At 64.8% G+C, this 19,964-nt stretch carries 19 protein-coding genes; 12 read left to right on the forward strand and 7 right to left on the reverse strand.

Annotation, left to right across the window (positions count from 1 at the left end; all coding sequences use genetic code 11):
• Positions 1–104 precede the first annotated feature (104 nt).
• The 3 genes from JQ635_RS20945 (at position 105) to JQ635_RS20955 (ending at position 3,355) form a co-directional block, all read left to right on the forward strand.
• Positions 105–2,027 carry a propionyl-CoA synthetase gene (locus tag JQ635_RS20945; RefSeq protein ID WP_211411682.1) on the forward strand — a complete coding sequence of 641 codons (1,923 nt, stop codon included), beginning with the start codon at positions 105–107 and terminating at the stop codon, positions 2,025–2,027.
• A 122-nt stretch (positions 2,028–2,149) separates the two neighbouring features.
• A complete protein-coding gene (locus JQ635_RS20950) occupies positions 2,150–2,416 on the forward strand; it encodes a hypothetical protein (RefSeq protein WP_211411683.1) in 267 nt (88 codons plus the stop codon).
• Between the two features lie 192 nt (positions 2,417–2,608).
• The gene (locus JQ635_RS20955; RefSeq protein WP_211411684.1) at positions 2,609–3,355 is read left to right on the forward strand and encodes an OmpW/AlkL family protein; all 747 of its coding nucleotides are present in this window, start codon (positions 2,609–2,611) and stop codon (positions 3,353–3,355) included.
• A 300-nt stretch (positions 3,356–3,655) separates the two neighbouring features.
• On the opposite strand, the gene JQ635_RS20960 is transcribed toward JQ635_RS20955, so the two are convergent.
• Positions 3,656–4,351 (reverse strand): DUF1013 domain-containing protein, encoded by a 696-nt coding sequence (locus tag JQ635_RS20960; protein ID WP_211411685.1) that lies wholly within the window; start codon positions 4,349–4,351, stop codon positions 3,656–3,658.
• Positions 4,352–4,605: 254 nt separating this feature from the next.
• Here JQ635_RS20960 and ispH point away from each other — a divergent pair, with 254 nt between their 5' ends.
• The 3 genes from ispH to rnhA are packed head-to-tail and all read left to right on the forward strand — an operon-like array spanning position 4,606 to position 7,025.
• Positions 4,606–5,574: a 4-hydroxy-3-methylbut-2-enyl diphosphate reductase gene (gene ispH, locus JQ635_RS20965; protein WP_211411686.1), complete on the forward strand. Its 969-nt coding sequence runs from the start codon at positions 4,606–4,608 to the stop codon at positions 5,572–5,574.
• 6 nt (positions 5,575–5,580) lie between these two features.
• A complete protein-coding gene (locus tag JQ635_RS20970; RefSeq protein WP_211411687.1) occupies positions 5,581–6,564 on the forward strand; it encodes a homoserine kinase in 984 nt (327 codons plus the stop codon).
• Positions 6,561–7,025 carry a ribonuclease HI gene (rnhA, locus tag JQ635_RS20975; protein WP_211411688.1) on the forward strand — a complete coding sequence of 155 codons (465 nt, stop codon included), beginning with the start codon at positions 6,561–6,563 and terminating at the stop codon, positions 7,023–7,025. Before JQ635_RS20970 ends, rnhA begins: the two co-directional genes overlap by 4 nt.
• Positions 7,026–7,181: 156 nt before the next feature.
• On the opposite strand, the gene JQ635_RS20980 is transcribed toward rnhA, so the two are convergent.
• The 6 genes from JQ635_RS20980 to JQ635_RS21005 form a co-directional block, all read right to left on the reverse strand.
• Positions 7,182–7,667 carry a peroxiredoxin gene (locus JQ635_RS20980; RefSeq protein WP_008543132.1) on the reverse strand — a complete coding sequence of 162 codons (486 nt, stop codon included), beginning with the start codon at positions 7,665–7,667 and terminating at the stop codon, positions 7,182–7,184.
• A 108-nt stretch (positions 7,668–7,775) separates the two neighbouring features.
• On the reverse strand, positions 7,776–8,330 hold the full coding sequence (locus tag JQ635_RS20985) for a DUF924 family protein (RefSeq protein WP_211411689.1): 555 nt from the start codon (positions 8,328–8,330) through the stop codon (positions 7,776–7,778).
• A gap of 16 nt (positions 8,331–8,346) precedes the next feature.
• A complete protein-coding gene (locus tag JQ635_RS20990; RefSeq protein WP_211411690.1) occupies positions 8,347–10,032 on the reverse strand; it encodes a long-chain fatty acid--CoA ligase in 1,686 nt (561 codons plus the stop codon).
• Positions 10,033–10,225: 193 nt separating this feature from the next.
• Positions 10,226–11,695: a D-alanyl-D-alanine carboxypeptidase family protein gene (locus JQ635_RS20995; RefSeq protein WP_211411691.1), complete on the reverse strand. Its 1,470-nt coding sequence runs from the start codon at positions 11,693–11,695 to the stop codon at positions 10,226–10,228.
• A 190-nt stretch (positions 11,696–11,885) separates the two neighbouring features.
• Positions 11,886–13,682 (reverse strand): glucan ABC transporter ATP-binding protein/ permease, encoded by a 1,797-nt coding sequence (locus JQ635_RS21000; protein WP_211411692.1) that lies wholly within the window; start codon positions 13,680–13,682, stop codon positions 11,886–11,888.
• An 84-nt stretch (positions 13,683–13,766) separates the two neighbouring features.
• On the reverse strand, positions 13,767–14,816 hold the full coding sequence (locus tag JQ635_RS21005) for an ABC transporter substrate-binding protein (protein WP_211411693.1): 1,050 nt from the start codon (positions 14,814–14,816) through the stop codon (positions 13,767–13,769).
• A gap of 226 nt (positions 14,817–15,042) precedes the next feature.
• On the opposite strand from JQ635_RS21005, the gene JQ635_RS21010 reads away from it, so the two are divergent.
• From JQ635_RS21010 to JQ635_RS21035, 6 genes are all read left to right on the forward strand, one after another.
• Positions 15,043–15,411, forward strand: a complete 369-nt coding sequence (locus JQ635_RS21010; protein WP_211411694.1) for a hypothetical protein — start codon at positions 15,043–15,045, stop codon at positions 15,409–15,411.
• Positions 15,412–15,541: 130 nt separating this feature from the next.
• The gene (hisE, locus tag JQ635_RS21015; protein WP_211411695.1) at positions 15,542–15,946 is read left to right on the forward strand and encodes a phosphoribosyl-ATP diphosphatase; all 405 of its coding nucleotides are present in this window, start codon (positions 15,542–15,544) and stop codon (positions 15,944–15,946) included.
• Between the two features lie 36 nt (positions 15,947–15,982).
• Positions 15,983–16,585, forward strand: coding sequence for a YqaA family protein (locus JQ635_RS21020; RefSeq protein ID WP_211411696.1), 603 nt, complete (start codon positions 15,983–15,985; stop codon positions 16,583–16,585).
• A 45-nt stretch (positions 16,586–16,630) separates the two neighbouring features.
• Positions 16,631–17,170, forward strand: coding sequence for a hypothetical protein (locus JQ635_RS21025; protein ID WP_211411697.1), 540 nt, complete (start codon positions 16,631–16,633; stop codon positions 17,168–17,170).
• A 36-nt stretch (positions 17,171–17,206) separates the two neighbouring features.
• Positions 17,207–18,607, forward strand: a complete 1,401-nt coding sequence (locus JQ635_RS21030; RefSeq protein ID WP_211411698.1) for an aspartate ammonia-lyase — start codon at positions 17,207–17,209, stop codon at positions 18,605–18,607.
• A gap of 260 nt (positions 18,608–18,867) precedes the next feature.
• A complete protein-coding gene (locus tag JQ635_RS21035; RefSeq protein WP_211411699.1) occupies positions 18,868–19,836 on the forward strand; it encodes an NAD(P)H-dependent flavin oxidoreductase in 969 nt (322 codons plus the stop codon).
• Positions 19,837–19,964: the final 128 nt, after the last annotated feature.

Raw genomic sequence — 19,964 nt, forward strand, 5'->3', positions numbered from 1 at the left:
AAAATAGCCCTCAAACAAGGCCGGCAATTGATCCTGGTCATGGCGGGACCCCTGTCCTGCCACAAGGGTCAGGGCCAGACCATAAAGGCAACGGGAGCGCGGGAATGAACGTCCAGGGAAAAGCCGACGGGAAGAGTCTCTATCACGAGGTCCATGCGCGCTCGCTGGCCGACCCTGAGGGCTTCTGGGCCGAGGCGGCCAAGGAGATCGACTGGATCGAGCCGCCGAAGACAATCTTCGATCCCTCGCAGGGACCCTATGGCCGCTGGTTCACCGGCGGCGTCGTCAACACCTGCTACAACGCACTCGACCGCCATGTCGAACGCGGCCGCGCCGACCAGGTCGCGCTGATCCATGATTCGCCGCTGACGGGCTCGATCACCAAACTGACCTATGCCGAGCTCCTCGCCGAGGTGCAGGCACTTGGCGCCGTCATGCAGGATTTCGGCGTCGCCAAGGGCGACCGCGTCATCCTCTACATGCCGATGGTGCCGGAGGCGGTGGTCGCGATGCTCGCCTGCGCGCGCATCGGTGCGGTGCACTCGGTGGTGTTCGGCGGCTTTGCCGCAAAGGAGCTCGCCACCCGCATCGACGATGCACAGCCCAAGCTGATCCTGTCGGCGAGCTGCGGCATCGAGCCGGGCCGGATCGTGCAGTACAAGCCGCTGCTCGACGAGGCGATCAAGCTTGCCGGCAGCAAGCCGAAGGCCTGTGTCGTGCTGCAACGCCCGCAGCTCACCTGCGACCTGACGCCGGGCCGCGACTACGATTGGGCGAGCCTGCGCCGCAAGGCGATGAACGACGGCAAGAAGGCGGCTTGCGTTCCTGTTGCCGCCACCGATCCGCTCTACATCCTCTACACGTCGGGCACCACGGGCATTCCCAAGGGCGTCGTGCGCGACAATGGCGGCCATATGGTTGCGGTGAAATGGTCGATGTTCAACCTCTACGGCGTCAAGCCGGGCGAGGTCTGGTGGTGCGGCTCCGACATCGGCTGGGTGGTCGGCCACAGCTACATCATCTACGGCCCGCTGCTGCATGGCGCGACCTCGATCATGTATGAGGGCAAGCCGGTCGGCACGCCCGATGCCGGCGCGTTCTGGCGCGTCATCAGCGAGCACAAGGCGGTCGCCTTGTTCACCGCGCCGACCGCGTTCCGCGCGATCCGGAAAGAGGATCCGGACGGAAAGTTCATCCGGCAATATGACCTGTCGACATTCCGCACGCTGTTCCTCGCCGGCGAGCGCGCCGATCCGCCGACGGTGGAATGGGCCGAGGAGCAGCTCAAGGTGCCTGTCATCGACCATTGGTGGCAGACCGAGACCGGCTGGTGCATCGCCGGCAATCCGGTCGGCCTCGGCGTGCTGCCGGTGAAGCACGGTTCGCCGACGGTGCCGATGCCGGGCTACCAGGTCGACATCGTGGACGAAGCGGCCAAGCCCGTCGGCCCCAACACCATGGGCTCGATCGTCATCAAGCTGCCGATGCCGCCGGGCTGCCTGCCGACGCTGTGGAATCAGGACGCGCGCTTCAAGGAAGGCTACTTGAGCGAATTCCCCGGCTATTACAAAACCTCGGACGCCGGCTACAAGGACGAGGACGGCTATGTCTTCGTCATGGGCCGCACCGACGACATCATCAATGTCGCCGGCCATCGCCTGTCGACCGGCGGCATGGAGGAGATCCTGGCCTCACATCCCGACGTGGCCGAATGCGCCGTGCTCGGCGTCAAGGACGCGATCAAGGGCGAGGTGCCCTGCGGCTTCCTGGTACTCAAGGCCGGCGTGAAGCGCGCCCCCGCCGAGATCGAGAAGGAGATCATTGCGCTGGTGCGCGACAAGCTCGGCCCGGTCGCCGCTTTCAAGCTCGCCATTACCGTCGGCCGGCTGCCCAAGACGCGCTCCGGCAAGATCCTGCGCGGCACCATCAAGAAGATCGCCGACGGCGAATCCTGGACCATGCCGGCGACGATCGAGGATCCCAAGGTGCTGGACGAGATCGGCCAGGCGCTGAAGGGAAGGGTGTGAGGTTTTGCTCTTCCGTCATGCCCGGGCTTGACCCGGGCATCCATCAATGAGCAAGCAATTGCCTTGATTTCGATGGATTGCCGGGGCAAGCCCGGCAATGACGAATGAGACAGGACCGACCAATGTCAGCCAAGCTCGCGCAGTACGGGGCGATCTCCCTGCTCGCCATCGCTCTCTCCGCCTGCTCGGCGCGCTACCAGACGCCGGTGGCGGTGGGCGGCGACGATGACGACGCGGTGTGCCAGAGCCGCGGCTACGCCCAGGGCTCGCCGGAATACGTGGCCTGCCGCAAGGACCGCGACGTCCAGCGCAACGCCGCCACCGCGCGCGCCGACCGCCGCCAGCGCGATCTCGGCGAGTACATGCTGAACCATCCCGAGCGGCCATGAGCGCAGGGGGCAGGAATTATCCTGCCGCGTCACTGCCTCGCACCTGCATCTGTCGTGACACATCTGCAACGTCGCGGCCAAATCGTGTCGCGCTTGTCCTGATTTGATCGGCATCAAATCCTTCACCGTCCCCTTTCTGCTCTGACGCACATGTCGCGCAACGAAGCGCGCCTATGGCTGAAGGGGATTGAAATGGACGGAACGATAAGAAACTTGGCGCGGATCGCGACGATTGGCGGGATGCTCGCGGGGACCTTTGCATCAGTGCAGGCCGCCGATCTGCCAGTCTACAAGAAGGCGCCGCCGCCGGTAGAGGCGTTCAATCCCTGGATGGTGCGCCTGCGCGTGCTCGGCGTGTTGCCGGATGCCGGCGGCTCCACCGTCAATGTCGCGGGCGTTCCCTCGCTGTCGTCGCCGAATTCCGGCCTCTCGATCAGCGACCAGGTCGTGCCCGAGCTCGACATCAGCTATTTCTTTACGAAGAACATCGCGGCCGAATTGATCCTGGGCGTGACCAGGCACTCGATCAGCGGCACCGGCTCGCTCGCAAATCTGCCGATCGGCAAGACCACGCTGCTGCCGCCGACGCTGACCCTGCAATATCACTTCGACAATTTCGGCGCGTTCAAGCCGTATGTCGGCGCCGGCGTGAACTACACGGTGTTCTTCAACAATTCCGCCGCCAACGTGCCGGCCGCCATCGTCGGACCGCCCGCGATCGTCGCCACCACCACGAACCTGCACGTCAGCAACGCGTGGGGCGGTGCCGTGCAGTTCGGCTTCGACTACATGCTCGACCGGCACTGGGGTCTCAACGTCGACGTCAAGAAGCTCTGGCTGCGGCCGGATTACTCGGCGACCGTCAGCGGTCTGCCCGTCACCGGCACTGCGCATATCGATCCCTGGCTGGTCGGCGCCGGCGTGACGTACAAGTTTTGAGACGACGCTTGAGGCGGGCTGTAGCCACGGCTGACCCTGCGCTCCCTCCCCCCTTGCGGGGGAGGGCGGGGGAGAGGGGTAGCCCAGCAAACGGTGCGAGTGAGTCTGCTGCGAGGTGATGGAGAGAGTCCCCGTGGGGCACCCCTCTCCCTAACCCTCCCCCGCAAGGGGGGAAGGGACGCAGACAGCATGTGGTGACATGTCTCGCCCACACTCACTGTTTACATGCAAAACAAAAACGCGACGGGTTTCCCCGCCGCGTTTTTGCTTTGTGTTCGATCGCGAACGAAGAGCGGAGCCTTACTCCTCGTCTTCGTCCTGCTTCTTGCCGCCGAGCGTCTTCAGCTTGGCGAACACGGCGTCGACATTGAGGTCGTCGCTGGACTTGTCCGCGGGCTCGTACTCGTCCTTGCGCGTGGTCTCGGAGGCCGGCAGCAGGGTGGCGCCGCCATAGGCTGCGTCGATCGGCTTTTCCTTGGCTGCGCGCTGGACCTCGAAATCGAGCTCGATCTGCGAGCAGAGGCCGAGGGTGACGGGGTCGATCGGGGTCAGCGACGAGGTGTTCCAGTGGGTCCGGTCGCGCACGCTGGCGATCGTGCTCTTGGTGGTGCCGACGAGGCGCATGATCTGCGCGTCCTTCAGTTCGGCATGGTTGCGCAGCAGCCAGAGGATGGCGCTCGGGCGCTCATGGCGGCGCGAGACCGGGGTGTAGCGCGGGCCCTTGCGCTTGGGCTGCGGCGGCAGCACCACCTTGCTCTCCTGGAGGCGAAGCCGGTAATCCGGGTTCTTCTCGCCCTTCTCGATCTCCTCGCGGGTGAGCTGGCCGTTGGAGAGGGGGTCCATGCCCTTGATGCCCTGGGCGGCGTCGCCGTCGGCGATCGCGCGCACCTCGAGGGGATGCATCTTGGTGAAATCGGCGACCTGGTCGAAGGTCAGCGCGGTGTTGTCGAGCAGCCAGACGGCGGTCGCCTTGGGCATCAGAGGTGCGTTGCTCATGGCAAATCTCCTTTGTGCTTCGCCCACCCCTCTGGAGGCGAAACCGGTGGTCATCAGCGATGACAGGGAATTCGCGCTATATAAGCCCGGAGGGGCTGGCCACGCAATGGTTCTGCTATAGATAGTGCCTTGACAGCGCCCGAAAGGGGGCCCAATTCCCTCTGCAGTCCCGTAAGCCCGTACCTAAGCCCTATTCATCCATCCGACCGCTTCCCGCCCCATTTGGCGAGGTGATTCGGTCCCGAGATCGCCCAATGTCAGCCAAACCAGACCTCAAGATCGTGCTTTGTTCTCCCCGCGGCTTCTGTGCCGGGGTGGTCCGGGCGATCGACACCGTGGAACGGGCGCTCGATAAGTACGGCGCCCCCGTCTATGTTCGCCATGAGATTGTGCACAACAAATATGTCGTCGACGGGTTGAAGAAGAAGGGCGCCATCTTCGTCGAGGAACTGGCTGAAATCCCGGAAAATACCACCGCGCCGGTGGTGTTCTCGGCCCATGGCGTGCCGAAATCGGTTCCGGCCGACGCCCAGTCCCGCAATCTGTTCTCGCTGGACGCGACCTGCCCGCTGGTGACCAAGGTACACCGCGAGGCCGCGATCCATTTCAAGCGCGGCCGCGAGATCTTCCTGATCGGCCATTCCCATCACCCCGAGGTGGTCGGCACGCTCGGCCAGCTTCCGGCCGGCGCCGTGACCCTGATCGAGACCGCCGAGGACGCCAAGACCATCAATCCGAAGGACCCCGACAACCTCGCCTTCGTGACCCAGACCACGCTGTCGATCGACGACACCGCGGAGATCGTGGCGCTGCTCAAGGAGCGCTTCCCGAACATCAACGGTCCGCACAAGGAAGACATCTGCTACGCCACCACCAACCGCCAGCTCGCGGTGAAGAAGGTGGCGCCGGTGGTGGACGCACTCATCGTTGTCGGTGCCCCCAATTCGTCGAACTCGCAGCGCCTGCGCGAGGTCGCCGAACGCGAGGGCTGCAAGATCGCGGTGCTGGCGCAGCGCGCCACCGATATCGACTGGACCAAGTTCGGCAACATCACCAGCCTCGGCATCACCGCGGGCGCCTCCGCGCCGGAAGTGATCGTCGAGGAGATCATGGACGCGTTCGCCGAGCGCTACACGCTGCACGTGGAGACGGTCTCGGCCGCGGAGGAGAACGAGTTCTTCCCGCTGCCGCGTCAGGTGCGCCCCGAAGCTGCCGCCGAGTAGACCCTTATGGCGGTCTACACCGACGTCGCCGCCGACGAGCTTGCGGATTTCCTGAGGCAATACGATCTCGGCGAACTGCTCTCCTACAAGGGCATCGCCGAGGGCGTCGAAAACTCCAACTTCCTGCTGCACACCAGCCAGGGATCGTTCATCCTCACGCTCTATGAGAAGCGCGTGGCGAAGAACGATCTGCCGTTCTTCCTCGCGCTGATGACGCATCTGGCCGAGCACGGCGTCAATTGCCCGCTGCCGGTGAAGGGACGCGACGGCGAAGCGCTGCGCGAGCTGTCGGGCCGCCCCGCCGCGATCATCACCTTTCTCGAAGGCGTCTGGCCGCGCAAGCCGAATGCGACCCATTGCGCCGGTGTCGGCGAGGGGCTGGCGCGGATGCATCTGGCCGGCGCCAATTTCGCGGTTCGGCGCGCCAATGCGCTGTCGGTTGCGGGCTGGCGGCCGCTGTTCGACGCGGCGTCACACCGCGCCGACGAGGTGCAGCCGGGCCTGCATGCGTTCCTCGCAGCCGAACTCGATCATCTCGAGAGCGGCGTCTGGCCGACCAATCTGCCTGAGGGTGTGATCCACGCCGACCTCTTCAACGACAACGTCTTCTTCCTCGGCGACAAGCTCTCGGGCATTATCGACTTCACTTTCGCCTGCAACGACATGCTGGCCTATGACGTCGCGATCTGCATGAACGCCTGGTGTTTCGAGCCGGATCATTCGTTCAACGTCACCAAGGCGCGCGCCTTCCTCAATGCCTATGGCCGTGTGCGCAAGCTCTCCGAGGCCGAAGAGGCTGCACTGCCGCTGCTGGCGCGCGGCGCGGCGATCCGCTTCCTGCTGACGCGGCTGGTGGACTGGCTCAACGTGCCGCCCGGCGCGCTGGTCAAGCCCAAGGATCCGCTGGAATATGTCCGCAAGCTGCGCTTCCACCAGAGCGTGACGAGTGTGCGTGACTACGGGCTGATGTCGTCGGGGCTGGTGGCGTGAGCGAGCTCCCCAATGTGACGATCTATACCGACGGCGCCTGCTCGGGAAATCCCGGGCCGGGCGGCTGGGGCGCAATCCTGAAGTTCGGCGACAAGGAAAAAGAGCTGAACGGCGGCGAGCGCCACACCACCAACAACCAGATGGAATTGATGGCGGCGATCTCCGCGCTCGAGGCGCTGAAGAAGCCGTGTACCGTCGATCTCTACACCGACAGCCAGTATGTCCGGCAGGGCATCACCGGGTGGATCTTCGGCTGGAAGCGCAACGGCTGGCGCACCGCCGACAAGAAGCCGGTCAAGAATGTCGAGCTATGGCAGCGCCTCGATGCCGCCTTGAAGCAGCACCAGGTGCGCTGGCACTGGGTCAAGGGCCATGCCGGCCACCCCGAGAACGAGCGCGCGGATCAGCTTGCGCGCGACGGGATCGCGAAGGCGCGGTTGCAGCAGCGGGTGGGGGAGTAGGGGGCGCCGTTGCCCGCGTCGCCCGGTTTCGTAGGGTGGGCAAAGCGAAGCGTGCCCACGGCTTTTTCTCAATCGAGGAAATATGGTGGGCACGGCGCTGACGCGCCTTTGCCCACCCTACGGCACTTCCCGCTTGGAAGGAGCCGGGGCTAAAGCTTACAGCTGCCCCAGCAGCGTATCGCCGCCCGAAACTTCGACCTTGCCGGGCATCGCCTCGAGGTTCAGCTTCTTCACCACGCCGTCCTCGACCAGCATCGAATAGCGCTTGGAGCGAATGCCGAGGCCGTTGGCGGAGGCGTCCAGCTCCATGCCGATCGCCTTGGCGAACTCGGCATTGCCGTCGGCGAGGAAGATCGCCTCGTCGCGCTGGTCGGTGTCGCGCTTCCAGGCGTTCATGACGAAGGCGTCGTTGACCGAGACGATCGCGATGGTGTCGACGCCCTTGTCCTTCATGGCATAGGCGTTGAGGAAGATGCTCGGCAGATGCATCTTGTGGCAGGTGCCGGTGTAGGCGCCGGGCACGGCGAACAGCGCCACCTTTTTGCCCTTGAAGATATCGTCGGTGGTCTTCACCTGCGGGCCTTCCGCCGTCATCACGCGGAATTTCGCCTCGGGCAGCTTGTCGCCAGTCTGGATCGCCATCGTCAGTCTCCCTGAAAATCGATGGGGCTTTTTAGACCGGGCGGCGGGCCTGCACAATATTGCCGGCGGGGAAAGCGGCGCAGGCCGCCGCCTTTCACCGTGATGTCATCAGCCGGAAAAGCCGCCATTGTCGAGGAAGGCCTGTTCTTCCTCCGTGGTCTCGCGTCCGAGGACGCGGTTGCGGTGGGGAAAGCGGCCGAACCGCTGGATGATATCGGCGTGCTCCCGCGCGTATTTCTGGTTCTCGGTATTGTCGGTGTTCGCAAACAGCGCGACGCAGTGCAGCTGGTCGGCCAGGTGCTCGGAATGCATGAAGGGCATGTAGAGGAATTCGAGCAGGGTGGGATCGATCCTGCGGTCGACGCCTTGCTCGATGGCGCGGTGGGCGACCTCGCGCGCCAGCGCGTCGCTGGCGAAGGCCTCCGGCGTGCCGCGGAACATGTTGCGAGGAAACTGGTCGAGCACGATGACCAGCGCGAGCGCGCCGTCGTCGCCTGCCTCCCATGATGAGAGTTCGCCGGCGGCCGCCTTCTGCCACAGCGGGAGAAAGCGGCGCGTGATCTCCGCGTCAAACGCGTCGTCGCGCTTGTACCAACGTTCGCCGCCGGCCTCGCGCCAGAAGGCGAGAATACCGGCCGGGCCGATATTCCCAACGTCAGTCATGAACCGGATGAGCGGTTCAAGCCGCCTCCGCCTTCTTCTCGTCGCGGAGCTGCCGCCGCAGGATCTTGCCGACATTGGTCTTCGGCAGGTCGGTGCGGAACTCGATGTGCTTGGGCACCTTGTAGCCGGTCAGCTGCTCGTGACAGAACTTGATCACGGCTTCGGCGGTGAGGTTCGGGTCCTTCTTCACGACGAACGCCTTCACCGCCTCGCCGGACTTGGAGTCGGGGATGCCGATCACGGCGCATTCGAGCACGCCCGGATGGCTCGCGATCACTTCCTCGATCTCGTTGGGATAGACGTTGAAGCCGGAAACCAGGATCATGTCCTTCTTGCGGTCGACGATCTTGGTGTAGCCCTTCTCGTCCATCACGCCGATGTCGCCGGTGCGGAAATAGCCGTCCGCCGTCATCACCTTGGCGGTCTCTTCCGGCCTGTTCCAGTAGCCCGACATCACCTGCGGGCCCTTGGCGCAGATCTCACCGGCTTGGCCGAGCGGCACTTCGTTGCCGTCGTCATCACGGATCGAGATCCAGGTCGAGGGCACGGGAATGCCGATCGATCCCGAGAACTCGGTCGTGGTCGCGGGGTTGCAGGTCAGCGTCGGCGAGGTCTCGGACAGGCCGTAGCCTTCGGCGATGAAGCAGCCGGTCACCGCCTTCCACTGCTCGGCCACCGGGCGCTGCACCGCCATGCCGCCGCCGTTGGAGATCTTCAGCTTGGAAAAGTCGAGCTTCTTGAAATCAGGATGGTGCATCAGGCCGTTGTAGAGCGTGTTGACGGCCGGGAAGCTGTTGACCTGGTATTTCGCAAGCTCCTTGACGAAGCCCGCGATGTCGCGCGGGTTGGGGATCAGGAGATTGCAGCCGCCCGCGCGCACCGCGAGCAGGTAGCAGGCCGTCAGCGCGAAGATGTGATAGAGCGGCAGCGCGCAGACGATCATCAGCTGCTCGACATGCGGCGGCTGCGCCAGCGCCGGCTGGAGCCAGGCATCGTTCTGCAGGACGTTGGCGACGATGTTGCGGTGGAGCAGGGTCGCGCCCTTGGAGACGCCGGTGGTGCCGCCGGTATATTGCAGGAAGGCGACGTCGCCCGGCGACAGTTTCGGCTTGTTGAAGGTCAGAGAGCGGCCGGCTGACAATGCGTCGTTGAACGACACCGCGCCCGGCAGCGACCAGGCCGGCACCATCTTCTTGACGCGGCGGACGACGAGGTTGACGATCATGCCCTTGAAGCCGAGCAGGTCGCCCATGCTGGCGACGATGACGTGTTTCACCGGTGTCCTGGCGATCACCTGCTCGACGGTGTGCGCAAAATTCTCCAGCACGACGATGGCTTCGGCGCCGGAATCCTTGAGCTGATGCTCGAGCTCGCGCGGGGTGTAGAGCGGGTTCACGTTGACGACGGCGAAGCCGGCGCGCAGAACCGCGGCGGTCGCGACCGGATATTGCAGCACGTTCGGCATCATGATGGCGACGCGCGCGCCGCGCTGGAGCCCGCGGCCTTGCAAGTAAGCGGCGAGCGCGACGGACATCTGGTCGAGGTCGCGATAGCTGATCGACTTGTCCATGCAGATGAACGCCTTGCGGTCGGCGAACTTGGTGAAGCTCTCCTCCAGCAGGTCAACCAGCGATGCGTATTGCGTCGGCTCGATGTCGGCGGGCACGCCGGGCGGATATTGCTTGAGCCAGATGCGCTCCATGGAAAACTCCCCTCAATTTACCAGAGCCCGTTGTGTCTCGGGCTTGCCTCATTGCCGCCAGTATCGAGCCTGCCGGAACGGGTGGCAAGCCGTCGAGGCTTAGGGCAAAGGTCGGAGAGTGGCTACTGGAATCGTCGCAAATCGCGCTTGCCGCAGGTGCGAAGCGCGGGCGGAGGTTTAATTCCGAACGGCGTTAACTGTTGTTGGCCGGCTTGGCGGGAGGCTTGGTTGCGGCCTTGGGCTTGGCGGGTTTCGCGGCCTGGTCGCCGCTTGCCGCGGGCTTTGCCGCCGCATCGGGCTTGGCCGCGGCATGCTTGGTCCCGGCCGGCTTGGCTGCGGTCTTGCCGTCGTTCTTGACGCCAGCCGGCTTGGCATCCGGCTTGGCATCCGGCTTTGCCGCTGCCGTCTTCGCGTCCTTCGGCTTGTCAGTGGGCTTGTCGGCTGCGTCAGGCTTCTTGGCGACGCGCGACTTCTTGCCACGCGGCTTTGGCGTCGCCTGCTGGTCGGCATCGGCCGCGACCGCCGCGATCAGGGCGGTGCCGGTGCGGGTCGGGCCGGTATAAACCAGTACGGGCTCGGCTGCCGCCGGCGCCGAGGCCATCAGCTCGGAGGCCTTCATCAGGGGCGGCTGGAGGCCGGCGGTGAAGAAGGTCACCTGGGCTTCGCCACCGGTGGCGGAGGCCGATCCTGATGTGCCGCCATTGGCTGCGATCAGGGCGTCGTCATCGTCGCTCGCCGGCCGCTTGCGATGGCCGCCGCACATCTCGTCACGCAGGTTCGGCGGCGAGGCATCGACCGGCGTCAGCTTGTCGACGGTGCCGAGCGAGGGGCGGAGCCAGGTGAGACCGTCCTGGCTGAAGCCACGCTCGAGCAGCTGCGCCGCCTTCACCGCGCGGGCGGTGCCGGAACTCGCACCCAGCACCACTGCGATCAGTCGGCGGCCGTTGCGTGTCGCCGACGCCACGAGATTGTAGCCGGAGGCGCAGATGAAGCCGGTCTTGAAACCGTCGGCGCCGGGATAGCGGCCGATCAGCTTGTTGAAATTACCGGTGACGCGCTTGCCGAAGCGGATTGCCGGGATGTGCACGAAATATTCGTATTCGGGCAGGTCGCGCAGGAACGAGCGGGCGAGAATGCCGAGGTCGCGGGCCGAGGTGATCTGGCCGTCCGCGGGCAGGCCGTTCGGATTGACGTAGCTCGTCTGCGTCATGCCGAGCTTCTGCGCGGTGTCGTTCATCATCGCGGAGAAGCCGTCGATCGAACCGCCGACGCCTTCGGCGAGCACCACGGCCATGTCGTTGGCCGACTTCACCATCATCATCTTCAGCGCGTTGTCGACGGTGAGCTGCGTTCCCGGGCGGAACCCCATCTTCGAGGGCGACTGCGAGGCGGCCGTCGGCGACACCGTGAGCAGCGTGTCGAGCGTGAGCCGGCCGTCCTTCACTGCCTTCAGCGTCACATAGGCTGTCATGATCTTGGTGACGGAGGCCGGATACCAGGGAATGGTCGCGTTGTCTGCCTGCAGCACCTTGCCGCTGTCCGCTTCGATCAGCAGGAGCGCTTCGGCGCTCGCCGCACGCGGCGCGAGCAATGCAGCGCATGCGAGGGTCGCAGCGAACAGGTTGAACAGGGATTTGCGAAGCAGCGGGCGAAAGGCGTGCACTATCCGATTCCGGTCCTTGGAGATCCGCCTGATACGGGCGGTTCTCGTGATCTGAGTTTCGGGTTCTGAAATCCGGCGCCGCCGCTTGCGGCGTCGCAAACCTATACCGGCTCGTGCGTCGAGAATAGGGGCTTCGGGCCGGTATTCCGCAAGGAAGTAGGCCGAATTTCGACGGTCCTGTGGGGACTTGCTAGGGGGATTTGACGGCTGTCGCGGCAGCCTCGGCGGCCGTCACGCTGGCCCGCGCGTTTTCCTGAACCATGAACTGGGCCCTGGCCATCTCGGCAAAATGGCCGCCTTTGGCCACGAGTTCATCGAAAGTTCCGGTTTCGATCACGCGCCCGTTCTCAAACACCAGGATCCGCGTGGCGTTGCGGATGGTGGAGAGGCGATGGGCGATCACGAAGGTGGTGCGGCCCTTCATCACTTCGTCGAGAGCGGCGTTCACCTTGACCTCGGTGACGGCATCGAGCGCGGAGGTGGCCTCGTCCAGGATCAGGATCGGCGGGTCCTTCAGCAGCGCGCGGGCGATCGAGAGGCGCTGGCGCTCGCCGCCCGAGAGCATGCGGCCGCGCTCGCCGGCATTGGTCGCGAAGCCGCCGCTGCGCTCGATGAAGTCGAGCGCCTGCGCGCGCTCGGCCGCTTTCCGCATCTCGGCCTCGGTCGCGTCCGGCTTGCCGACGCGCAAATTCTCCTCGATCGAGCGGTTGAACAGCAGCGCTTCCTGGAACACGACGCCGATGTTCCGTCGCAGTGAGGTCAGCGTCACGCCGCGCACGTCCATGCCGTCGATCTTGATGATGCCGGATTGCGGATCGAAAGCGCGATGCAAGAGCGCGATCGCGGTGGATTTGCCGGCGCCGGTCGGGCCGACCAGCGCAATGGTCTGGCCGGGCAGTGCGGTGAAGGTGAGGTCCTCGATCGCCGGGCGCTTGCCGTCATAGGAGAAGGTGACGTCGTTGAACTCGACGAGGCCGGACAGCCTGCCGGCGTCGATCGCGTCGGGCCGGTCGTGGACAGCGGGCACGGCGTCGAGCACATTGAAAAATTCGCGCAGCCGCGGCGCTTCCATGAACACGTTGTTGATGAAGCTCACGACCTGCTCGAGCTTCTGGATCAGCATCGTCGCGAAGCTCACGAACATCACGATCTCGCCGACCGAGGTCAGCCCCTGGTCGTGCAGGGCGATGCCGAGGGTGAAGATCGCGAGCACCGTGATGGTGGTCGAGGCCCGCGTGATGACGGTGACGAGTGCCCACCAGGACAGCACCGGCATCTGCGCGGCCAGCAGATCGTCGGCGACGGAGCGCAGCCCCTTCACCTCGGATTCGACGCGCACGAAGCTCTGCACCAGAGCGACATTGCCGAGCGCGTCGGAGGCACGGGCGGAGAGCTCGCTGTAGTGCTCCTCGACCTCCATCTGCATGCCGAAGGTCTTGCGCACCACGAAGGTCGTCAGCGCGGTGAAGACGACACAGAGCACGAACAGCAGGATCGCGAGCCGCCAGTTCAGATACAGCGACAGCGGCAGCAGCACCACGACGGAGAGGATCGCGGCAAAGTGCTCGCGGAAGAAGCCGAGCCACAGCCGCCACAGCGCATCGGTGCCGTTGAGCATCACCTTCATCAGCCGGCCCGAATGGGTGCCGGAGTGGAAGGTCAGCGGCAGCTGCAGGATGTGCTCGAAATAGTCGGTCAGCACCGCCTGGCGCTGGCGGTGCGAGAGCCGGTCGGCTTGCAGGGCCACGAGTGCGCTGCAGCCGATGGTGAACAGCCCGAACGCCACCCAGGCGGCCAGAAACGGCCAGGCCGAGCTCGAGCCGGCCACGGTCTTGCCCGAGAGCACGTCGACGATCCGCCCGAACAGCACGGGCTCGGCGAATTGCGAGGCGGCGAGCAGGAGGTTGGCGACCGCCAGCAGCCAGCCGAGCCGCGCCTCCTTGCCGAGCAGCTCGAGAACGCGGGAATAGAGACGGAGCATGGACATGCGGACTGGCAACTCGGGCAGCTGATGGGCCCGTATTCTAAGCCGGGATCACCCGCGAGATACAGCGGAAGCTTTCCGTTTTGCTCAATTGATGAGCCGGCTCGCGACCGGCGGCAGGAACCGGTCATCGAAGATGTCGCCTGCCGCCGGCCGCTTGCGGAATTTGAAGTCCTGGGCGATCTGGTCGATCGAGCGCTCCAGGCGCGCCGGGTCGATGTCGCCGAGGCCGTTGCGCCTGACCTCGTCGGTCAGGATGTTGTCGACGAGCACGGTGCGCAGGCGCTCCTGCTCGAGCTCGCGGTCGCCATCGTCGATGCGGCTAGCAGCCTCGTCCGCCGCACGCGCCGGCTCTTTGACCGTTGCGTTGATGCCGGCGATCAGCGCGCGGACGAAACCCTTCACGGCGTCCGGCTTCGTCGCGGCGAAGGCGGGGTTGGCCACCACCGCGAAGCCATAGGCTTCGCAACCATAGTCGGCATAACGCAGCACGACGAGATCGCCGCCGGGCACGCCGCGGTCGCGCAGGTTCACCGCCGACAGATGGCTGAAGCCGGCGACGGCATCGACCTGTCCTGCGGACAGGATCGGCTCGCGCACGGCTGCGCTGATCTTGTGGAATTTCACGCGCGAGGTGTTGATGTTGTTCTGCTGCACCAGCGCCGGCCACAGCCGCATCGACAGATCGCCGTCGGCGACGCCGACGGTCTTGCCGTCGAGGTCGGGCAGGAGGTGGATGCCGCGGCTCCTGCGCGCGACAATCGCGTAGGGCGCGCGGTTGAACAGCACGAACACCGCCTTGACCGGCGCCGCATCTTCCTTGTCACGGAAGCGGATCAGCTCGTTGATGTCGACCAATGCGAGCTCGCTGTCGCCCCTGGCGACGCGCGCAAGCGCCTCCGGCGATCCGGCCGCGGTGTTGAAGGACACGTTGAGATGCTCGGCGCCGAACTTGCCGTCCTTCGCGGCAAGGAAGAATGGCGCCATGCTGGCATCGATCGGACGGTCGAAGATGAAGTGGATCGCTGTAGAGGGGGCTGCGCTCTCGGCCGCCGTGACCTCGCGCGCCGTCAACGCGGCGAGCGAGACTGCAAGGGCCAGCAGGCCGCGAAGGGCGATGGTCTTTAGTCCTGACATCAACTGCGCCGGTCCCGCATTGTTGTGGTTTGTGACGCTCGCAGCGCCGGCCGGCGATGACCGTGCGCGCGCCAACATGAACGGTGGATGAGCGGCGGTTGCGTCACGATCACGCAACCCCGTTCAGCTTGTGTTGGGGTTGGGGAACCCAACATGGGATGCGGGTGTTTGAGAGACATGAGCCTGTCTCAAGGCACCATTCAAGGTCCCAAGGAGGGTCCAGCACATGTTTGACAGATTTTCGAGCCTTACCGGCCGCAAAGCCGTCCTCGCGACGGCTGCGGTGCTGGCGCTGACCGCGGTCGCTCCGACGGCCTCTTACGCAGGCGGCCGCCACTGGCATGGCGGTGGTGGCGGTGCGGCGGCCGCCGCGGCTTTCGCAGCCATTGGCACCGGTCTCGCCATCGCTGCGACCCGCGACGCGTATGCCTATGACTACGGTCCGGGCTACGGCTATTACGGCGGTCCCGTCTATTACAGTGCCCCGGCCTACGGCCCCTATTACGGCCCGGGCCCGAACTACCAGTATCAGCGCTACGGCGGCACCGCGCCCTCGGAGCTCTGTGGCCAAGGCTACTTCACGAACTGCTACTAGGCTTGCCGGCCCCCTTGGCTACCAAAGGTTGACCAAAACAGGCCGTCGCGCTTGTCGCGCCGGCCTGTTTTTTGCTTTTATTGCCGGGCGTTAACGCGCTCGCCATTGGTTTAGAGTAGTTTTGAGTACCATGAGTGATTCGCTTGAGCGGCTATATCTGGCTGTGCTCGCGGCCAAGGATCTCGATCCGGCAACATCGCGTACGGCCCGGCTGTTTCAGCGCGGCCCCTCCAAAATGGCGAAGAAACTGGCCGAGGAGGCCATCGAAGTCGTCATCGATGCCGTCAATGGCGACAGTGAGGCCGTGATCCGGGAAAGCGCCGACCTGCTCTACAACCTGACCGTGCTCTGGGCCTCGGCCGGCGTGCGCCCCGAGGATGTCTGGCGCGAGATGACGCGGCGGGAAGACATGCTCGGCATCGCTGAGAAGTTGCCGAAATCGACAATGAAGCTGCCCAAAGTTGCGTCACCGCGCGTGGCCGCCAGGCGGCCAATTGTCGCGCTCGAGAGCCGCACCGCGCGCAAGCGCCATTAAAAGCGTCACAAAACTCACGATGGACAAATCCGTCCCATGGTGCTTCATCGCGGCGCCATGCTGAAACGTATCTACGACTGGTGCATCGACGCCGCCCACAAGCCCTACGCTCTCTGGATCATGGGCGCCGTGGCTTTCGCAGAAAGCTCCTTCTTTCCGGTTCCGCCGGATGTGATGCTGATCCCGATGTCGCTGGCGCGCCCGCAGCGCGCCTGGGTCTATGCCATGGTCTGCACCGTGACGTCGGTGGTCGGCGGCCTGTTAGGCTACGCCATCGGCGCGTTGCTGTTCGACTCGGTCGGTCACTGGCTGATCCAGGTCTATGGCCTCGGCGACAAGGTCGATGCCTTCCGCGCCTCCTATGCCGAGTGGGGCGCGGTGATCATCCTGCTCAAGGGGTTGACGCCGATCCCCTACAAGCTCGTCACCATCACCTCGGGTTTTGCCGGCTACAATATCGTCCTGTTCATCCTGTGCTCGATCGTCGCGCGCGGCGGCCGCTTCTTCGTCGTGGCGATCCTGCTCAACCGCTACGGCGACTGGATCCGGGACAGGCTCGAGGAGCGTCTCGGATTGTGGGTGGCGATCGGTGCCGCGGTGCTGGTGCTCGGCTTCGTGGTCGCGGTCAAGCTGATCTAAACCGTTACGCTTTGCCGCTGCGCCGGCTTCGGCTACGGTTGCCGCATGATGGGTCGATCCGGCAATCCGGTCCTGCGGCGGGGGACGCTGATTCTCACGGTGATTTCACTCCTGCTGGGTGCCGGCGGGACCGGATGGACGCAATCCGCGCCGCCCACGTTGGGCTTGCAGGAGCAGGGTCCGCAGGCCGCGCCGCCGCCGTCGACATCAGCTCCATCGGCGCCGTCGGCGCGCGAAGAGAATCCCGGGCTGATCAACGAAATGGGCAAGCTGTTCGACAAGCTGCCCTCGATCCTGCCGCCGATCAAAAGCCCGAGCGAAACCATGAACGACTTGTCGCGGCTGACCAAGCCCTCGACCATGGTGTCGGGGCGCGTGGTCTGCCCGGTCTCGTCGAACGGCGCGCCCGACTGCAAGCAGGCCGCCGACCAGCTCTGCCAGGGCAAGGGTTACAGGGAAGGCAAGAGCCTCAACGCCGACTCCGCCGAGAAATGCTCGGCCAAGGTTCTCATCCCGGGCAGGCAACGTAAACCGGACGACTGCCGCACCGATACTTTCGTGACCAGCGCGCTGTGCCAGAACTGATGTGATGGCCTCGCGCGCATGCAACAAGGAGCGCCCATGAGTCGTACGGAGCAGGATTTCCTCGGACAGCGTGAGATCGCCGACGACATCTACTACGGCGTCCAGACCATCCGCGGGAAGGAGAACTTCCACATCACCGGCATTCCCATGAACCAGGAGCCTTACTTCGTGAAGGCGCTCGGTTACGTGAAGAAGGCCGCCGCCATGGCCAACCGCGACCTCGGCGCGATCGACGCCAAGGTGGCCGACGCAATCATCCTCGGCTGCGACCGCGTCATCGCCGGCGACATGATGGACCAGTTCGTCACCGACTTCATCCAGGGCGGCGCCGGCACCTCGACCAACATGAACGCGAACGAGGTGATCGCCAACCTCGCGCTGGAATCGCTCGGCTTCAATAAAGGCGACTACCAGCACGTCAGCCCCAACGATCACGTCAATTACGGCCAGTCCACCAACGACACCTATCCGACCGCCTTCCGCCTCGCGCTGATCCTGCGGCTGGAGAGCTATATGACGGCGCTGCGGCACCTTCAGGAGGCGTTCTTTGCCAAGGGCCGCGAGTTCGACCGCGTGCTGAAGATGGGCCGCACGCATTTGCAGGACGCAGTGCCAATGTCTCTCGGCGCCGAATTCCGCGGATGGGGCACCACGATCGGCGAGGAGGTCGATCGCATCTCCGAGGCGCGCGCGCTGCTGCGCGAGATCAATCTCGGCGCCACTGCGATCGGCACCTCCGTGACCGCAGCGGTCGGCTATCCAAAACTCGCGGTCCGGCATCTGAGCGCGCTCACCGGCCTCGACTTCATTCTCGCCGGCGACCTCGTCGAGGCGACCTCGGACACCGGCGCCTATGTGCAGCTCTCCGGCGTGCTGAAGCGCACCGCGAGCAAGCTGACCAAGATCTGCAACGACATCCGCCTGCTTGCCTCCGGCCCGCGCGCCGGCTTCAACGAGATCAACCTGCCGCAGCTTCAGCCCGGCTCCTCGATCATGCCGGGCAAGGTCAATCCGGTCATTCCTGAGGTCGTCAACCAGACCAGCTTCCTCGTCATCGGCCTCGACACCACGGTGACGCTGGCGGCAAGCGCCGGCCAGCTCCAGCTCAACGTGATGGAGCCGGTGATCTCGTTCGCGCTGTTCTTCTCGATCCGCACCATGGAGCGCGCGGTCAACAGCCTGCGCGAGAATTGCGTCGTCGGCATCACCGCCAACGAGGACCACACCCGCAACATGGTGCTGAACTCGCTCGGCATCGTCACGGTGCTGAAGCCGCTGCTCGGCTACAAGCAATGCGCCGAGATTGCGCGCGAGGGCTACAAGAGCGGCAAGTCGCTGCACCAGATCGTGGTGACCGAGCGCAAGCTGCTGACGCAGGAGAAGTGGGACGAGATGTTCTCGTTCGAGCGGCTGATCAACCCGGATTTGATTGGGTAGACGCCGGTCTCTCCCTCGTCATTCCGGGCCGACGCGCAGCGTCGAGCCCGGAATCCATCGGGCCTCAGCGCAAATAGCGAAATGGATTCCGGGCTCGCGCTTTAGCGCGCCCCGGAAGGACGGGAGAGGAATTCCGCTGCTTGGAATTGCGGTAACGGCATCCGCCACGGCGTCAAAACGCAATACTTGACAGTGGAAAGATTGCCTTGTTGGTATGGCTCCCAACTCCAATATGATTGCCAGAAGAGGATCGTGCCGCAATGTCCATGCCTGCCTTGTTCAAGGGGCGCCTGTCGATCCCCGTGATCGGCTCGCCGCTCTTCATCATCTCGGTGCCTGATCTCGTGATCGCGCAGTGCAAGGCGGGTGTGGTCGGCTCGTTCCCGGCGCTGAACGCGCGGCCGCCGGAGCTGCTCGATGAATGGCTGGCGCGGATCACCGAAGAGCTCGCGGCCTATGACCGCGCGCATCCCGACAAGCCGTCGGCGCCGTTCGCGGTCAACCAGATCGTGCACAAGTCGAACAACCGGCTCGATCACGACATGCAGCTCTGCGCCAAGTACAAGGTGCCGATGATCATCTCGTCGCTCGGCGCGCGCGAGGAGCTGAACCAGGCCGTGCACGGCTGGGGCGGCATCGTCTTCCACGACGTGATCAACCAGAAATTCGCGCACAAGGCGATCGAGAAGGGCGCCGACGGCCTGATCCTGGTCGCGGCCGGCGCCGGCGGTCATGCCGGCACGATCTCGCCGCTGGCGTTCGTTGCAGAGACGCGAAAGTGGTTCGACGGCCCGATCGCGCTGTCGGGCGCCATCGGCAACGGCAAGGCGATCCGCGCCGCGCGTATCCTCGGGGCCGACTTCGCCTATATCGGCTCGGCGTTCATCGCGACCAAGGAGGCCAATGCGGTCGAGAAGTACAAGGAGATGATCGCGGGCTCGAGCGCCGACGACATCGTCTACTCCAACCTCTTCACCGGCGTGCACGGCAACTATCTGAAGCCCTCGATCCTCGCCGCCGGGATGGATCCGGAAAACCTGCCGACGTCCGATCCCTCCAAGATGAATTTCGGCACCGACGCCTCGGGCGAGCGCGCCAAGCCGAAGGCGTGGAAGGAGATCTGGGGCTCGGGCCAGGGCATCGGAAGCGTCGAGGGTATCGTGCCCGCCGCGGAACTGATCGCGCGCTTCAAGAAGGAATACGACGAAGCGATCGATCCGCCGTTGTAAGGTCCTGTCGTCCCGGACAAGCGAGCAAAGCGAGCGCAGATCCGGGACCCATAACCACAGGGAGTAGTTTGGCGAAGACTCTTGGTTACCAGTCTTGTGCCACAACTTCTCCCTGGGGGTATGGGTCC

It is taken from the genome of Bradyrhizobium iriomotense (genome assembly GCF_018130765.1).
Classification (GTDB): Bacteria; Pseudomonadota; Alphaproteobacteria; order Rhizobiales; family Xanthobacteraceae; genus Bradyrhizobium; species Bradyrhizobium iriomotense_A.

Excerpts from the sequence above, each read along its gene's own strand:
- JQ635_RS20945 (WP_211411682.1), top strand. The coding sequence starts at position 105 with ATGAACGTCCAGGGAAAAGCCGACGGGAAGAGTCTCTATCACGAGGTC.
- JQ635_RS20950 (WP_211411683.1), top strand. The coding sequence starts at position 2,150 with ATGTCAGCCAAGCTCGCGCAGTACGGGGCGATCTCCCTGCTCGCCATC.
- JQ635_RS20955 (WP_211411684.1), top strand. The coding sequence starts at position 2,609 with ATGGACGGAACGATAAGAAACTTGGCGCGGATCGCGACGATTGGCGGG.
- JQ635_RS20960 (WP_211411685.1), bottom strand. The coding sequence starts at position 4,351 with ATGAGCAACGCACCTCTGATGCCCAAGGCGACCGCCGTCTGGCTGCTC.
- ispH (WP_211411686.1), top strand. The coding sequence starts at position 4,606 with ATGTCAGCCAAACCAGACCTCAAGATCGTGCTTTGTTCTCCCCGCGGC.
- JQ635_RS20970 (WP_211411687.1), top strand. The coding sequence starts at position 5,581 with ATGGCGGTCTACACCGACGTCGCCGCCGACGAGCTTGCGGATTTCCTG.
- JQ635_RS20980 (WP_008543132.1), bottom strand. The coding sequence starts at position 7,667 with ATGGCGATCCAGACTGGCGACAAGCTGCCCGAGGCGAAATTCCGCGTG.
- JQ635_RS20985 (WP_211411689.1), bottom strand. The coding sequence starts at position 8,330 with ATGACTGACGTTGGGAATATCGGCCCGGCCGGTATTCTCGCCTTCTGG.
- JQ635_RS20990 (WP_211411690.1), bottom strand. The coding sequence starts at position 10,032 with ATGGAGCGCATCTGGCTCAAGCAATATCCGCCCGGCGTGCCCGCCGAC.
- JQ635_RS21000 (WP_211411692.1), bottom strand. The coding sequence starts at position 13,682 with ATGTCCATGCTCCGTCTCTATTCCCGCGTTCTCGAGCTGCTCGGCAAG.
- JQ635_RS21005 (WP_211411693.1), bottom strand. The coding sequence starts at position 14,816 with ATGTCAGGACTAAAGACCATCGCCCTTCGCGGCCTGCTGGCCCTTGCA.
- JQ635_RS21010 (WP_211411694.1), top strand. The coding sequence starts at position 15,043 with ATGTTTGACAGATTTTCGAGCCTTACCGGCCGCAAAGCCGTCCTCGCG.
- hisE (WP_211411695.1), top strand. The coding sequence starts at position 15,542 with ATGAGTGATTCGCTTGAGCGGCTATATCTGGCTGTGCTCGCGGCCAAG.
- JQ635_RS21020 (WP_211411696.1), top strand. The coding sequence starts at position 15,983 with ATGGTGCTTCATCGCGGCGCCATGCTGAAACGTATCTACGACTGGTGC.
- JQ635_RS21025 (WP_211411697.1), top strand. The coding sequence starts at position 16,631 with ATGATGGGTCGATCCGGCAATCCGGTCCTGCGGCGGGGGACGCTGATT.
- JQ635_RS21030 (WP_211411698.1), top strand. The coding sequence starts at position 17,207 with ATGAGTCGTACGGAGCAGGATTTCCTCGGACAGCGTGAGATCGCCGAC.
- JQ635_RS21035 (WP_211411699.1), top strand. The coding sequence starts at position 18,868 with ATGTCCATGCCTGCCTTGTTCAAGGGGCGCCTGTCGATCCCCGTGATC.